The following is a 12,963-nucleotide window of genomic DNA, read 5'->3' on the forward strand; positions in this document are numbered from 1 at the left end:
CTGAGGACAACCTCCAAAACCCATTTATACAAGAAGCGCCCGGGGAAAATCTTGACCTGAAAGACTGTGGCACCTTCGCCTCCCTTCAGGAGCGCGACTTTATCGCTGAAATACGGCCCCTTGAGATTCTCAGGATCTTTCTTTCCCTTGAATGTCCGCGCAACTGGATAGCGATCGTTCAGATCTATTCCCACGTCGCGGACAACTTCGCCCCCTTGCCCATAGAGAACGACCACCGTGCCGGCAGGGGGAGCTTTCCTATCGAGGACCTTTGCGCGAATCTGGAGTACGGTGACCGGCTTCTCCTTGAGTCCTTCAAATGCGACATTCAGAGTTTGAGTTCCGGCAAGTATGGCACCAGACCATTCCCCCTTCGGCACCTGACCAACTCGCTCACTCATCGCAAAGGCCCAATAATCTTCGATGCCTTCATAGTAGGCGAATATGCGATACTTCTCGTCGTTGCGTTCAAATAATTTGGTGACACCCTTGAACCCTTCAGGAACTAAGACTGCGAGCAGCGCTGTCAGCAGAATGCCTACAACGGCTATTTTCATTTCCTTGCTTTTCCATGCGGATGCCACCCGAGTACTAAGTGCTTCTTGAGCGCCGGGATTCTGGGTGCCGGAAACGCTCGTTTCTGCATCGGATTGACTCGTTCCGGAGCGCCGCCTCAAGCGTTTGCGGGCCATCGCCCCTCCTGGAGTCTTGCGGTCCGAACATAGAGAATGCGTTCAAAAGACGACTTCAGGTCAGCGGATCTGAGGCGTATCTCAACAGGGAGATCTTTACACAACTCGGCCGACGTCGGAAGGACCCGGTGGCTGATCGCCCCCCGGAGGACTTAGTGAGACTTTCTGGCACGCTTACGCGAAAGCTTGCGTGACAGATGCTTATGAGCGCGTCCTCGCCGCCCCAGCCTGCCCGTCCGCCGTCGTCCACCCGCAGGGGTGCCCGGTCGCGCGCCCGGTGTCAGGGCCGTGATGGAGCCGCCCCATACGGCACGCCCTCGGCCTCCTGAGGCGGGATGAGCGTGGGAAGCGCCGGCCACGGTCGGGAGGTTCTGTTGGCGTCTTCCCGGCGCGAGGCGTCCGGCAGGACGCCTCGCCTTCGCGTGACGGTCAGCCCGCCCTCGTCCGAGCCTCCGTGGACCGGTTCACGGCTGTGCCAGGCACGTGGCGCCGGCGATTCCCATGGAGAGTTCCCTGCCTGACGTGCTCCGCACACTGATGGAGTTGGTGTCGCCGGAGTAGGCCACCTCGGCCGCCGAGTCGCAGATCTTCTGGGCGGTGCTCCCATCGCCATCGCCGAGGGTGGTCTCGATCGACACCGACGTGCACTGGCCCACGACGGTGACCGATCGGATTTCGGGCTGCCGCACGTGCTGCTTGACCTTGTCGGCGGTCCCTCCGCAGGATTCCCCGGGCGGTGCCGCCGTGGCGGTCCGGCCGTCTCCGGACGGCGGGCTCTGCGACAGTGGGCCGGCTCCCGCCTGACCGCAGCCGGACAGGATGACGAGAGCGATGGCCAGCAGGGCGCTCCTGGAGGTGGTGGCCATCAGGCGGTCACCGACAGGGTCCAGCCCTGCTTGCAGCTGGAGCTGAAGGTTCCGTTGTCGCAGCCTTCGACGATGAACCGGTAGCCGCTGCTGGTCACCACGCGGACCCGCATCCGGCCGCCGGTGCCTCCCCCGATGTCTCGCTGCGTTCCGCCTCTGTCCGCGGCGCTGGTCCAGCGGACGAGGAAGCGGTCGTAGGAGCGGGGGGCGGTCGTGCGCCAGTCGACGTAGGCGTACCCGCCGATCGACCAGGCCGACACCACCAGCTTGGGTCCCTGCCGGGGCGACCAGACCATCTGCCCGCGAAGGAAGTTCTGCCTGCGTCCGGCCCAGACGCCGTCCAGGTAGACGTCCACCTCGGAGGTGCGCGGGCAGCCCAGCGCGCTGTTCGCGCCGCCGAGTTCGGTCCACCGCGCGCCGATCAGGCCGTAGGGCTGGATGCCGCAGGCGGTCGTCGTGGCCGTGTTGGTCGACGCTGCGGTGCCGGCCTGGGCGGGGGCCCCGGCGCACAGTGTCGCGGCCAGCGCGACTGCCAGCACGCGGCATAAGGACGCCGCTGTGGAGGTACGGATGGTCCCGGCTCTTGCCATGATGCGATCGTGTCCGTTCTGGTGGTGTGGTGAGGTTGCTTCCGGCGTGCGAAGCGTGTCGCGCCTCGCGATCGACACGGCCGGAGCGCGCCGTCGTACGGAGGTCGCGATCATGGTGCGGCCACCGCGGTGACCAGCCAGATTCCGGCGGGGAACCGGTAACCGACGCCGGGCTCGCGGAACCGTTCCAACAGCCGGGCGGCCGCCACGCGGGCCGCGGCCCGGTCTAGTGGCGCGCCGGCGCGGTAGGCAGCGCCGGCCGGGCCCATCTCGATGAGCCACTCGGCCACCACCTCGCCCTCGTCCGGGGCGTCCAGGGTGACGTCGTGCGGCTGGACCGTGATGGCCTCGAAGCCGGCGGCGGCCAGGATGCGCTTCACCCTCCCCGCGTCGGCGAACGCGAACGGGCCCGGCTCGTCGCCCATCGGCAGGGGCGGCAGCGGCCCGACATGGGCGGCGGCGCCCAGCGTGGCCGCGGCCAGCCACGGGTTGGCGCCCCCGTCACGGAACACGGTCGCGGACAGGCGGCCTCCCCGGCGTAGCGAACGCCGGATGGTCGTGCACCCCGCGCCCGGGTCGGCCAGCAACATCAGCGCCATGCGCGAGAACACCGCGTCGAACGGCGCGCCCGTCACGGTTTCGGCCGTCTCGATGTCCGCCGTGACGAACCGCAGGCCGGGGTGACGATCGCGCGGGAACCGCTGCCTGGCGGCGGCCACCATCGACTCGGCCAGATCCACCCCGACCGCTTCACCGCCCGGCCCGACCGCCGCCGCCAACTCGGCCGTGGTGCCGCCACAGCCGCAGCCCACGTCGAGGATCCGCTCGCCTGGCTTCGGCCTCAGCCAGTCCGTCGCCGCCGCGCCCAAGGACCGGCCGGCCTCGTCCTGTCGGTCGGCATGGCGGATCCAACCGGGCGCGGCCTGTGTCCAGAACGCGTGGTTGCGGGCCCGTAGGGTGTCGGTGTCGGGCATCAGAACGGCATCTCGGTGCCGTCGACGGTCACCGAACGGAACGCGGCGGCCTTGCCGGGATCAAAGCCCTCGTTCTGGGCGGCCAGGCCGGCCGCGCGGATCAGCCGCTCCGACTGGAACCGGCGGAACGCCTCCTCGCTCTCCCAGACATTGATGATCCGCCAACCGCCCTCGGCGGGACCGGCGACGTGGGCGAGCAGACCGGGGGGACGATCCGGGCCCAGGTGCTTCTCCACCTGCCGGTACTCCTCCTCGCTGACGTCGGGCATCTCCTGGAGCACTCCGAACGGCACCGCACCCACCCCTTTGAATAGAGCGAAACTCTATCCAATAGAGCACTACACTTCGAGCATGGCTGTCAAGAGGCGATATCAGTCAGCGCGCAGGCAGGACCAGGCCCGCCAGACGCGCCGCGCGATCCTGGAGGCCGCGGGCAAACTGTTCGTCGAACCCGGCTACGCCGCCACACCGCTGACCGCCGTCGCCGCCGAGGCCGAGGTCGCGATCCAGACCGTGTACGCGGCGTTCGGCAGCAAGCGCCAGCTGCTGTCCGAGCTGGTCGACGTCACCATCGCGGGCGACGACGACCCGCGTAGCCTGCCCGACCGGCCCTTCGTCGCCGAGATCCGCGCCCTGGCCGACCCCCGGGCCAAGCTCACTCGCTACGCCCGCCACCTCACCGAGACCCACGCCCGCCAAGTGGAGGTGATGCTCGCACTGGCCGGCGCCGCGACCGCCGACTCCGACGCCGCCGCCATCTGGCAGAAGAACCTCGAAGACCGCCGACGCGGCATGGTCATGCTCGCCACCGACCTGGCGGCCACCGGTCGCCTGCGGCCCGACCATGACATCGACCGCGCCGCCGACGTCCTCTGGCTGGCCATGGACGTCCGCAACTACGACTGGCTCGTACGGCAGCGCGGCTGGCCGCCAGAGCGATACCAACGCTGGTATGTCGACACCGTCGCCGCCGCGATCCTCGACGGCTCAGCCTGAGAGCTCCCGCCCGCCGTGCCGGCTCTCGAACGAGTGCGGCCAGGCCGGGCGGACCTGAGCCGCCGCGCCACCGGACCCGGCACGGCAGGGGCCGTGGCGTGTGCTGGACTGTCCCTCATGACGATCATCCGCTCGCTGCTGCTGTTCGCCCTGGCCGCCCTGGCCGAGATCGGCGGCGCCTGGCTGATCTGGCAGGGAGTGCGCGAGCACCGCGGCGCCGCCTGGATCGGTGCCGGCATCGTCGCCCTGGGTCTGTACGGTTTCGTCGCCACCCTGCAGCCGGATGCGAACTTCGGGCGGATCCTGGCCGCCTACGGCGGGGTGTTCGTCGCCGGATCGCTGGCCTGGGGCATGGTGCTGGACGGCTTCCGCCCGGACCGGTGGGACGTCGTCGGCTCCCTGATCTGCCTGGTCGGCGTGGCGGTGATCATGTACGCGCCGCGCGGCTGACCTGGCGCTGGTCAGTCGGTCACGTGGCGCAGGACACCGGAGAGGTCGGCGGTGAAGCGCAGGCCCCTGCCGGCCAGGCGGTCGTCCAGCTCGGCGAGGCTCCGGGTGGCGGTCCCGGGCAGGAGGTAGACCTCCTCCAGGAGGGCGCGGGCGACGTCGTCGTCGCTGACCGCCCAGTCCCACAGCACCTCCTCACCCTCGACGGTGACCTCGAAGGCGAAGAACGCGCAGCAGGCCTTCTCCCGGGCGGCGAGATCCCGTACCCACTCCAGCACGCCGGGGTCGGCGCGCAACCGGAAGCGGATGCCCTGGCCGGTCTTCTCCCTGCTGACGAGGGTCTGGCCGAGAAGCCGCTGGTACTCCTCCAGCCGTTGCCCGGCGGTGTCAGGGGCATCGGCCATGTCGCAGACGATGGGGGTGGAAGCAGGTGGGATGTCCATGGCCGAAACTCCTCGTGCGCCGGTTCGTCACCGATGGTCTTGTGGTGCGGTCACGGCCACCATAAAGTCTGGACCTAAGTCCAGAGTCAAGAGGTGGGCAGCGTGAAGATCGGCGAGGTCGCCAGGCAGGCCGGCGTGAGCGTGGACACGGTCCGCTTCTACGAGCGGCGCGGGGTGCTGCTCGCAGCGCGGCGCAGGCCGTCGGGTTATCGCATCTTCGACGCCACGGCGGTGGAGCGGATCAGGATGGCCAAGGGCCTTCAGGAGCTCGGCTTCACCCTGGAGGAGGTGGCCGACGCGCTCGCCGCGCACGATGGGGGCGGGGCGACGTGTGACAGCGAGCGGTGGCGGCTGGAGGCCGTGGTGGACCGGCTCGACGCCAAGATCGCCGAGCTGGCCCGGGTCCGGGGCGCCGCGGTGGAGAGCCTGGAGGACTGCCTGGCCGGCCGGTGCCGGCTCACGCCGAGCCGCACCACGTGACGTGCGGGGATGCCGGCCGATCAGGCCCGGTTTGACTGGTGATCTTAGATGCACAAGATTGTTCGCGTCTCTCCGGACCGTTCCCAAGGAAATCCATGAAGCGAACCATCGCCGGTGTCGCCGTTGTCGCGGGCATCGTGCAGCTCACCGCCGTGCCCGCCCAGGCGGCGTCCAGCGTCGATCCAGTCAAGGCGCTCAAGGTCCAGTTAGCGCGCGGCAACGCCATCAACGTCCAGTCCACGGCGAAGCTGGCGTACACGCGCGACCTGGTCATCACCTCCGGCCTGGACGGCACGATCGAGTTCGGCCCGCGCGGCGCCTTCGCGTCGGACGTGGCCCGGACCCTGCACCTCAGCGACGAACTGCTCCGCGGCGTGCGTTCGCAGCAGACAGAGGCCCTGGTGGAGGGGCCGATCAGAATGATCTCTTCGCTGGGCGTGAGCTACGTCTCCGGGCCGGTGGTCGACGACGCGTTGCCCCGGGACACGAGCTGGGTGCGCTACGGGTCGGCGAGCCTGCCGTCGAGCAACGCGCTGCTGGAGATCCTGGAGCCTGCCACGCTCAAGACGCTCATGGCGCAGCGCACCTCCTGGCGCGACGGCGTGGTCAAGGGGTCGATCAAGGCCAGCAAGATCGCGGCGGTGTCGCCCGCCTTCGTCTCGACCTTCGGGGCGCGTTTCAAGAGCGGCCGTGACGGCAAGATCTCCTACACGCTCCGGCTCAGCCCGAACGGCCTGGCCGAAAGGCTGTCCGCCAGAGCCGTGCTGCCCATCTCCGGCCGCTCCATCCAGGTCGAGGCGGACACCCGTTACCGGGACTGGGGTCATCGGGTCACCGTTCTCCTGCCGCTGGAGGGCGACGTGATCGACCGGAAGGAAGTGGCGGACCAGGTGCCGGCCGACGCGCCGGGCACCTGGGGCTAGGCGAGCCGCGGCTGCTCGCCTGCAGGTGGCCGGATCATCCGGCCACCGTGCGCGCCTTGGCCGCCGCCCGCCTGGCGAGCGTCCGGGCGGCCTTGGGGTCGGGACGCTTGAAGCCGAGCTGGGAGAGGACCACGAGTGTCCCGCGTACGCGGGACAGGACCAGGATCTCGCCGTAGGCCCAGCTGCCGTTGGCGTTGGCGGTGATCCAGACGGCCTTGCTGCGTGAGCCGATCTTCCCCAGGGCGATCGGGGTGAGCTTCAACGTGAGCACGGCCGGCTTCTCGCCGCTGTAGGCGTGCTGGAAGGACGAGCAGCCGCGCAGCACGCCGAGTACGCGGGTCAGATCGCGGTCGGCGGTGGCCTGGCTGGGATAGCGGCGCAGGTTCTCCAGGACCCACGGGCCGAAGTCGCCCCTGGCGAAGCCGGCGCGGGCGTATTCGACACCGCGGAGTCTCGGCGTGCTGAACTCCAGCTCGTCCAGGGTTTTCGAGCAGGCGGGATTGGTACTGGCGGCGTACGCCTCGTACGCGGGTGTCCAGGCACGGTAGCCCCTGGGCAGGTCGGCCACCGAGAGCAGGCCGCGGCTCAGCTTCGGGCGCGCGGCGGCCTCGGCCGGAACGGCGAGCAGCCCGGCGACCAGGGACACGGCGAGGGCGAGGGCGAGGGCCAGGCGGCCGGGCGTCCAGGGGCGGATCATGCGGTTCACCAGCTTTCAGTGGGGAGCGGGGGCGGCGGATCGGGCACCGGCGTGCCGGGGTAGCGGTTCAGGTGGTCGCAGCGGCGGACGAGCGCGGTCCAGGCGAGAGCGGCCAGATCCGGCGACCGGGTGCTCGCGCCGCGCAGGAACATGTCGCCCGCCTGGCTCAGCAGCGGGTCGTCGGCCGCGCGCAGGCGCCGGCCGAGCCGCTGCCTGGCGGCGTGGTCGCCGGGCGCGCCGAAAGCGGCGATCCCGACGGTGAACAGCCCGAGGCAGATCGCGCCCGCCTGGGTGCTGTCGGGCAACTCCGCCGCCGAGGCGGGCCGGACCGGCTCGGCGGGCACAACGTGCGGCGTCACCAGCAGCACGGCCGCGACCACGGCGGCCGCCGCCGCGGTGAGAGGCTCCCGGCGGGCCAGCGGCCACAGGCAGAGGAGCGCGAGCAGGGTCAGCACGGCCCACAGCAGCGCTATCCACGGGGTGATGACCAGGGCGGCGATGCCCGTCGGGGTCCACTGCTCGGCCGCGGCCAGCCGGGCGGCCACGAACCACGTGCCGAAGACGACCCCGAACAGCACGTTCGCGGCGAGAGCGGCGTACGGCCACGCGCGAGGGCCCGACCTGGGCAGCCAGGCGCGGGCGGCCAGCGCCAGCCAGCCCGTGACGGCCATGGTCAGCAGGAGGAGCACGGCCGCCATCCAGATCGCCGTGACGGGCGGGATCTGGGCGGGGGTCATGACGCTGGTCTGGTCGGGTGCGCCGGACAACCAGCGGTTCCACTGCACGCTCGTCCTCGGCGCCAGGATCGCGCCCGCCAGCAGTCCGGCTCCCAGGGCCGGCCCCGCCACGAGAGCGTCGCGCAGGACCGGCTCTCGCGGCCCGGCCAGGGCGCCGCGCCAGACGCCGAGGCCGACGATCGCGCAGACGGGGGCAGCCGCCACCAGCCCGGCGATCCAGTAGGCGACGATCGGTGGCACGGGCAGCACCGTGTGCAGCATCACGCCCAGCTCGGTGACGATGACGCCGGCGGCGACGCCCGCCGCCCCCGCCTCGGTCGCGGCCCGGCCGGCCGGGGGACGCAGCAGCCGGGCCGGGTCGCGCAAGGCCTCGCGGCGGTCGCCGAGGGGCGGATGGAGCCGCAGCGGCGAGTGCCTCTCCTGCCTGCCGCCGGCGAGCAGGCGGTTCATGTCCTCGGGCCTGAACTGGACGGCACGCAGGTCGGCGTCGTGCTCGCGGGCCCTGATCACGGCCGCCCAGGTGCCGGCGACCAGCAGGGTCACCACCGCCGTGCGCCAGCCGACCGCCAGCGCTGGAGCGAGGTCGAGCGCCGTGCCGGCGGACAGCGACACCGGCACGAACACCGCCAGCGCGAAGCAGGCCGTGGCGAACAGTGCCAGGTAGGTGCGGTCGACGTCGCGGTTGCGCAGGTGGCCGAGCTCGTGGGCGAGCGTGGCCACGATCGTGGAAGGGGCGGTGTCGAGGTGGTACCGGACACTGCGGGGCAGCATGATCCGGTAGTGCGGGCGGCGGCCGTAGGTGAACATCCGCGGCAGCAGGCCGCGGTCGCTCACCATGAGCACCGGCCGCCTGGTCAGGCGCGCCGCCTCCACGGTCGTGGCGAGTTCCCCGGGCCAGGGGGCGAGCGGGGTCGCGCCGTACCAGCGGGTGATCACCGCGGGCGCGGCCGCGTACGCCGACACGACCAGGGCCGCGACGAGGGCGGGACCGGCGAGCGAGGCCAGCGCCTGCGACACCAGGACCCCGGTCGAGCAGTCGAGGAAGCCGGCCATCTGGGCGAGCCGCCCGCACGCGCCGTTCCGCTCGCGCCAGCCGTCCTGCGTCAGGACCAGGAACCAGTAGCCGGCGAACAGCGTGCCCGCCCCCACCGTCAGGAACAGCAGCCTCAGGCGCGAGGTGCTCGGCGGTGGAAGCGCGAACGGGTCGGGAGCGGTCACGGGTCGACGTCCTGGGCGGTGGCGTCGGCCAGCCGCTGCAGCTCGCCCACGACGGCGTCGGCGAGGAGCTGGGCGCGTTCCTCCGGCATTCCGAACGCGCGGGCGCGGGACAGCACGGCGGCGCCGATCCTGCGCCGCTGGACGGGGTCGAAGGCGCGCAGCGGCTCCTCGACGGCCTGTGCCGCGGCCCTGCGCCGGGCCGCGAAGCCGAAGACGCCCCGGGCGCGCTCCGTGATCTCCTCCCTGACGGCCTCCAGCAGCGCGCCTCCGACGAAGGTGACGACGAGCGGCCCCCAGGCGGCCAGCTCCGCCAGCACTCCCGAACCGAGCAGTTGTTCGCTGGAACGCTCCAACTCGCGCGGATCCCGCAGGTAGATCTCCCACAGCTCGGGAAGGTGCCGGACCTCTTCGGGGCTGAGCTCGGTGAGGACGGATTCCACGATCTCGTACGGTGTGCGCTGTTCCGGCACGGGCACTCCCAGGGGGCGGAGGAGTTACGATTGGCCCCTGCATTGTGCACGGAGAGCTGCCGGCCGGATAACGCTCTTCACCAGGAGCGATACGCCGAAATACTGGTTTCGCGCATCTTTAAAGAGGCCAGGAAGGCATACGTCCTCATCACGGCTTCGTCGGCGTCCGAAGAGCCTTTCGGACGTCTTGCGCGGCGGGACATCGTGCGGGATGTTGGTCGGTTGCCCACGCGGATGACCACATCGCACAGGTCCCGCCTTCCCGTCCGGCCACTGAGCGGGCGGATGTCAGGCGCGGCGGGCCCGCGCCAGCAGCCACAGCAGGAGGGGCGCACCGAGCACGCCGGTCACCACGCCGACCGGCAGCTCCACGTCCGGGATCAGCAGCCCGCGCGACCAGGTCGGCCGCAAGCATCACGCACGCCCCGGCCAGCGCCGAGGCCAGCGGCGGCGGCCACGCGGTGCGCGCCAGGCGCTGGGCGATCTGCGGAGCGGCCAGCGCCACGAACGCGATCGGCCCGGTCGCCGCGGTGGCGAAGGCGACCAGGGCGACCCCGTCAGGAGCAGCGCCAGTCGCGCCGCCTGGACCGGCGTGCCGAGCAGAGCGGCGGCCGGGGTGGTCGAGCCGCAGCCCACGATGGTGATCAGCAACGCCACGAGGGCGAGCGCGCGGGTCAGGTCCTGCCTCATTCGTTGTGCTCCGATCGGCCCTGCCGCCAGTAGCCCATGAAGGCCACCGCTCGCCTGTCCATACCGCGCTCGGCGACGAGGTGCCGCCGCAGCGCCTTGATCACCGCGGCCTCGCCTGCCAGCCAGGCGTACAGCGGTTCGTACTCCTCGGCCTCCTCCGGCACCTCCCAGAGCTCTTCGGCGTCGACGTCCACGTCGTCGAAGGAGTCGGGCGGTGGCAGCGGCGGGAGCAGCCGGTCGGCGGCGGACCGGACGGCCGGGACCAGCAGGGCGCCGCGCTCGCCGTCCTGCCTGGCGAGCCAGCTCACCTTGACGGAGCTCGCCGTCTCGACGTCGAGGAAGTCCGCCTCGCGCGGCACCTCCATCAGCGCCTCGCCCTCGAAGCCCGCGGGCAGCCGCTCGAGGATGGAGCAGATCGCCGGCACCGCGGTCTCGTCGCCGGCGATCAGCACCGCTCCCGTCCCGGCCGGCGGACGGAACTCCAGGCCGCCGGGCGCCTCGCCCTCGTAGCGGGAGTCGGGGCCGTAGAGCATGACCGGGTCGCCCGGCCGTACCGTCTCCGCCCACCGCGCCACCGGGCCGCCGTCCGGGTGCATGACCACGTCGACGTCGACCTCCCGCGCGGCCGGGCGCACCAGCCGGGCGGTGTAGGTCCGCATGGGATTGCGCCTGTCCTCGTCGAGCTCCCGCCACCGCTGGAACCAGTCGGGGCCGGTGGGCATATGGGTCAGGCCGTGCTCGGGCAGCGGGACGATGAGCTTGATCCGCTGGTCGAACCCGTTGTCGGCGAAGACGTCCAGATCGTCTCCGGTGAAGGTCACCCGGAGGAACGAGGGACTCAATCGTTGCAGTCTGTCAACACGCACGTGGAACATGCGAAAGGGCTCGAACACGCCCGGCTCACCTCGATCGATCTTCTTAAGGTTTGCCTAACCTAACTCATTCTGCCGTGGCGGCGCCACGGGGGTCGGTGCTCATCGGCTCTGCCGCTGCTCCGCGAGCCACTCGTCGAAGGTGGTGGGCGCGATGCGGGCGTTCTCGCCGGGCAGCAGCACGTCGCCGGCCATCGTCGGGCCGAACAGCCCGGACCACGTCGGCACGAGCCTGACCTTGTGACCGCGCGCCTCGAGGGTGCGCCGGGCCATGTCCACCAGGTCCTGCGGCTCCGGCCCGGCGACATCGGCGTGACGCCCGCGCGGCTCGCCCACCGCGATCTCGGCGAGGACGTCCGCCACGTCCGCGGGCGCGATCGGCTGCACGAGCAGCGGTGCGATCGTGGCGACGCCGTCCTGCTCGGTCCAGCCGGCCACCATCGCGGCGAAGTCGTGGAACTGCGTGGCCGGGACGATCGTCCACGGCACCGGCCCCGCGGCCACCAGGCGCTCCTGCTCCCGCTTGCCGGCGTAGTGCGCGTTGCCTTCGATGTGCTGGATCCCGGTGATCGAGAGCAGCACGTGGTGGCGGACGCCGGCCCGCTCCTCGGCGGCGAGCAGGTTGCGGGTGGTGGTGCCGAAGTAGGCCACCGCCCCGGACCGGTCGGCCGCCGGGGCGTTGGTGACGTCGATGACCACCTCGACGCCGGCGAGGGCGTCGTCGAGCCCGTCCCCGGTCGACAGGTCCACGCCGAGCGAGCGGCTGACGCGCCTGACGTCGTGGTCCTCGCGTTCGAGGGCGGCGACGGTGAGCGCCCCGATGTTCCCGGTCGCGCCGGCGACTGCGATCAGCATGATGTCCTCTCCTTCTCACTGATTCCGAGGCGGACGGTATCATGGACCTAAAAGATCCACGATGTCTGCGATAGGCTGCGGCCGTGAAGCTGCCTGCGAGCACCGAATGGGTCCTGCACTGCGCCACGACGCTGGCACAGCTCGAGCCGGGAGCCGCCGCGTCGACGACACAGCTGGCGCAGTACTACGACCTCCCCGCCCCCTATCTCGCCAAGCAGCTGAAGACGCTCGTCAGAGCCGGCCTGCTGGCGGCGACCACGGGGCCGCGAGGAGGGTTCCGGCTCGCCCGGCCCGCCTCCGAGATCACGCTCCTGCAGATCGTCGAGGCCGTCGACGGCACCTCCTCGCCGTACGAGTGCAGGGAGATCCGCCAGCGGGGACGGGGAGCACTGCCGGCCGAGGAGTGCCGCCGCGCCTGCGTCCTCGCCGAGAAGATGGCCGAAGCGCACGAGGCGTGGCGGGGCAACCTCGCCGGGACCACCCTCGCCGACATCCTCGCCTCGCTGCCCCCGTCGGCGCCGGCCCGCACCCGGCAGCGCCTCGCGGGGACGACGTAATCCGGACCCGGCGAGGTGTCCATTCGGGTGCTTCCCGTTCGTAGGTATCTCGTAGGGTGACCGCGTCGCTGATGTGACGCGGTCACATCAGCCGGACGGCAGGAGCCTGACCATGAAGTACATGCTGATGATCCACAGCGCCGCGGCGGACGAGGCGACGGCCGACGCGTGCTCGGTGGAGGACTGGATGGCCTACGACAAGGCCGTGCAGGAAGCGGGGATCTGGGTGAGCGGGCATTCGCTGGCCGACCTGACCACCGCGACGACGGTGCGGGTCGGACCGGGCGGTGAGCGGACCGTCACGGACGGGCCGTTCGCCGAGACGCGCGAGATCCTCGGTGGCTACTACGTCATCGACGTGCCCGATCTCGACGTCGCGCTCGACTGGGCGGCTCGCTGCCCGGGCGCGCGGGGCGGCGGTTCGGTCATGGTCCGCCCGGTCGCCGAGTTCTAGAT

General features: G+C 71.1%; 19 protein-coding genes. 6 read left to right on the forward strand and 13 right to left on the reverse strand.

Annotated elements, in window-relative coordinates; genetic code table 11:
* From V5E28_RS47970 to V5E28_RS47990, 5 genes are all read right to left on the reverse strand, one after another.
* Window positions 1-692, reverse strand: a 692-nt coding sequence (locus V5E28_RS47970; RefSeq protein WP_336217000.1) for a hypothetical protein, incomplete at its 3' end; no start/stop codon positions are given.
* Window positions 693-1,156: 464 nt separating this feature from the next.
* Window positions 1,157-1,558, reverse strand: coding sequence for a hypothetical protein (locus tag V5E28_RS47975; protein ID WP_336217001.1), 402 nt, complete (start codon window positions 1,556-1,558; stop codon window positions 1,157-1,159).
* Window positions 1,558-2,148 (reverse strand): LGFP repeat-containing protein, encoded by a 591-nt coding sequence (locus V5E28_RS47980; RefSeq protein ID WP_336217002.1) that lies wholly within the window; start codon window positions 2,146-2,148, stop codon window positions 1,558-1,560. Before V5E28_RS47980 ends, V5E28_RS47975 begins: the two co-directional genes overlap by 1 nt.
* Before the next feature lie 110 nt (window positions 2,149-2,258).
* Window positions 2,259-3,122 carry a class I SAM-dependent methyltransferase gene (locus tag V5E28_RS47985; protein WP_336217003.1) on the reverse strand — a complete coding sequence of 288 codons (864 nt, stop codon included), beginning with the start codon at window positions 3,120-3,122 and terminating at the stop codon, window positions 2,259-2,261.
* Complete coding sequence (locus tag V5E28_RS47990; RefSeq protein ID WP_336217004.1) at window positions 3,122-3,415, reverse strand: hypothetical protein; 294 nt, start codon at window positions 3,413-3,415, stop codon at window positions 3,122-3,124. Before V5E28_RS47990 ends, V5E28_RS47985 begins: the two co-directional genes overlap by 1 nt.
* A gap of 58 nt (window positions 3,416-3,473) precedes the next feature.
* Between V5E28_RS47990 and V5E28_RS47995 the strand changes: the two genes are divergently transcribed.
* Both V5E28_RS47995 and V5E28_RS48000 read left to right on the forward strand, forming a co-directional pair.
* A complete protein-coding gene (locus V5E28_RS47995) occupies window positions 3,474-4,118 on the forward strand; it encodes a TetR/AcrR family transcriptional regulator (RefSeq protein WP_336217005.1) in 645 nt (214 codons plus the stop codon).
* A gap of 117 nt (window positions 4,119-4,235) precedes the next feature.
* Window positions 4,236-4,568: a YnfA family protein gene (locus V5E28_RS48000; RefSeq protein ID WP_336217006.1), complete on the forward strand. Its 333-nt coding sequence runs from the start codon at window positions 4,236-4,238 to the stop codon at window positions 4,566-4,568.
* Window positions 4,569-4,579: 11 nt separating this feature from the next.
* Here V5E28_RS48000 and V5E28_RS48005 read toward each other — a convergent pair whose 3' ends face one another.
* Window positions 4,580-5,008 carry a hypothetical protein gene (locus V5E28_RS48005; RefSeq protein WP_336217007.1) on the reverse strand — a complete coding sequence of 143 codons (429 nt, stop codon included), beginning with the start codon at window positions 5,006-5,008 and terminating at the stop codon, window positions 4,580-4,582.
* 102 nt (window positions 5,009-5,110) lie between these two features.
* Here V5E28_RS48005 and V5E28_RS48010 point away from each other — a divergent pair, with 102 nt between their 5' ends.
* Window positions 5,111-5,488, forward strand: a complete 378-nt coding sequence (locus V5E28_RS48010; protein WP_336217008.1) for a MerR family transcriptional regulator — start codon at window positions 5,111-5,113, stop codon at window positions 5,486-5,488.
* Between the two features lie 95 nt (window positions 5,489-5,583).
* A complete protein-coding gene (locus tag V5E28_RS48015; RefSeq protein WP_336217009.1) occupies window positions 5,584-6,411 on the forward strand; it encodes a hypothetical protein in 828 nt (275 codons plus the stop codon).
* Window positions 6,412-6,445: 34 nt separating this feature from the next.
* On the opposite strand, the gene V5E28_RS48020 is transcribed toward V5E28_RS48015, so the two are convergent.
* From V5E28_RS48020 to V5E28_RS48050, 7 genes are all read right to left on the reverse strand, one after another.
* On the reverse strand, window positions 6,446-7,108 hold the full coding sequence (locus tag V5E28_RS48020) for a hypothetical protein (protein WP_336217010.1): 663 nt from the start codon (window positions 7,106-7,108) through the stop codon (window positions 6,446-6,448).
* Window positions 7,109-7,113: 5 nt separating this feature from the next.
* On the reverse strand, window positions 7,114-9,063 hold the full coding sequence (locus V5E28_RS48025; protein ID WP_336217011.1) for a M48 family metalloprotease: 1,950 nt from the start codon (window positions 9,061-9,063) through the stop codon (window positions 7,114-7,116).
* Complete coding sequence (locus V5E28_RS48030; RefSeq protein ID WP_336217012.1) at window positions 9,060-9,533, reverse strand: hypothetical protein; 474 nt, start codon at window positions 9,531-9,533, stop codon at window positions 9,060-9,062. The genes V5E28_RS48025 and V5E28_RS48030 overlap by 4 nt, the downstream gene beginning before the upstream one ends.
* Window positions 9,534-9,681: 148 nt before the next feature.
* Window positions 9,682-10,038 (reverse strand): hypothetical protein, encoded by a 357-nt coding sequence (locus tag V5E28_RS48035; protein WP_336217013.1) that lies wholly within the window; start codon window positions 10,036-10,038, stop codon window positions 9,682-9,684.
* Window positions 9,948-10,223 (reverse strand): hypothetical protein, encoded by a 276-nt coding sequence (locus tag V5E28_RS48040; protein ID WP_336217018.1) that lies wholly within the window; start codon window positions 10,221-10,223, stop codon window positions 9,948-9,950. Before V5E28_RS48040 ends, V5E28_RS48035 begins: the two co-directional genes overlap by 91 nt.
* The gene (locus V5E28_RS48045; protein ID WP_336217017.1) at window positions 10,220-11,098 is read right to left on the reverse strand and encodes a siderophore-interacting protein; all 879 of its coding nucleotides are present in this window, start codon (window positions 11,096-11,098) and stop codon (window positions 10,220-10,222) included. The genes V5E28_RS48040 and V5E28_RS48045 overlap by 4 nt, the downstream gene beginning before the upstream one ends.
* Window positions 11,099-11,197: 99 nt before the next feature.
* A complete protein-coding gene (locus tag V5E28_RS48050; protein ID WP_336217014.1) occupies window positions 11,198-11,950 on the reverse strand; it encodes an SDR family oxidoreductase in 753 nt (250 codons plus the stop codon).
* Between the two features lie 83 nt (window positions 11,951-12,033).
* Between V5E28_RS48050 and V5E28_RS48055 the strand changes: the two genes are divergently transcribed.
* Together V5E28_RS48055 and V5E28_RS48060 are read left to right on the forward strand one after the other, a co-directional pair.
* Complete coding sequence (locus V5E28_RS48055) at window positions 12,034-12,507, forward strand: RrF2 family transcriptional regulator (protein ID WP_336217015.1); 474 nt, start codon at window positions 12,034-12,036, stop codon at window positions 12,505-12,507.
* 112 nt (window positions 12,508-12,619) lie between these two features.
* Complete coding sequence (locus tag V5E28_RS48060) at window positions 12,620-12,961, forward strand: YciI family protein (protein ID WP_336217016.1); 342 nt, start codon at window positions 12,620-12,622, stop codon at window positions 12,959-12,961.
* Window positions 12,962-12,963: the final 2 nt, after the last annotated feature.

The sequence above is a fragment of the Nonomuraea sp. LPB2021202275-12-8 genome (genome assembly GCF_037044575.1).
Taxonomy (GTDB): domain Bacteria; phylum Actinomycetota; class Actinomycetes; order Streptosporangiales; family Streptosporangiaceae; genus Nonomuraea.

Excerpts from the sequence above, each read along its gene's own strand:
- V5E28_RS48060 (WP_336217016.1), top strand. The coding sequence starts at position 12,620 with ATGAAGTACATGCTGATGATCCACAGCGCCGCGGCGGACGAGGCGACG.
- V5E28_RS48000 (WP_336217006.1), top strand. The coding sequence starts at position 4,236 with ATGACGATCATCCGCTCGCTGCTGCTGTTCGCCCTGGCCGCCCTGGCC.
- V5E28_RS47985 (WP_336217003.1), bottom strand. The coding sequence starts at position 3,122 with ATGCCCGACACCGACACCCTACGGGCCCGCAACCACGCGTTCTGGACA.
- V5E28_RS48020 (WP_336217010.1), bottom strand. The coding sequence starts at position 7,108 with ATGATCCGCCCCTGGACGCCCGGCCGCCTGGCCCTCGCCCTCGCCCTC.
- V5E28_RS48050 (WP_336217014.1), bottom strand. The coding sequence starts at position 11,950 with ATGCTGATCGCAGTCGCCGGCGCGACCGGGAACATCGGGGCGCTCACC.
- V5E28_RS48045 (WP_336217017.1), bottom strand. The coding sequence starts at position 11,098 with ATGTTCCACGTGCGTGTTGACAGACTGCAACGATTGAGTCCCTCGTTC.
- V5E28_RS48005 (WP_336217007.1), bottom strand. The coding sequence starts at position 5,008 with ATGGACATCCCACCTGCTTCCACCCCCATCGTCTGCGACATGGCCGAT.
- V5E28_RS47975 (WP_336217001.1), bottom strand. The coding sequence starts at position 1,558 with ATGGCCACCACCTCCAGGAGCGCCCTGCTGGCCATCGCTCTCGTCATC.
- V5E28_RS47995 (WP_336217005.1), top strand. The coding sequence starts at position 3,474 with ATGGCTGTCAAGAGGCGATATCAGTCAGCGCGCAGGCAGGACCAGGCC.
- V5E28_RS47980 (WP_336217002.1), bottom strand. The coding sequence starts at position 2,148 with ATGGCAAGAGCCGGGACCATCCGTACCTCCACAGCGGCGTCCTTATGC.
- V5E28_RS48040 (WP_336217018.1), bottom strand. The coding sequence starts at position 10,223 with ATGAGGCAGGACCTGACCCGCGCGCTCGCCCTCGTGGCGTTGCTGATC.
- V5E28_RS48015 (WP_336217009.1), top strand. The coding sequence starts at position 5,584 with ATGAAGCGAACCATCGCCGGTGTCGCCGTTGTCGCGGGCATCGTGCAG.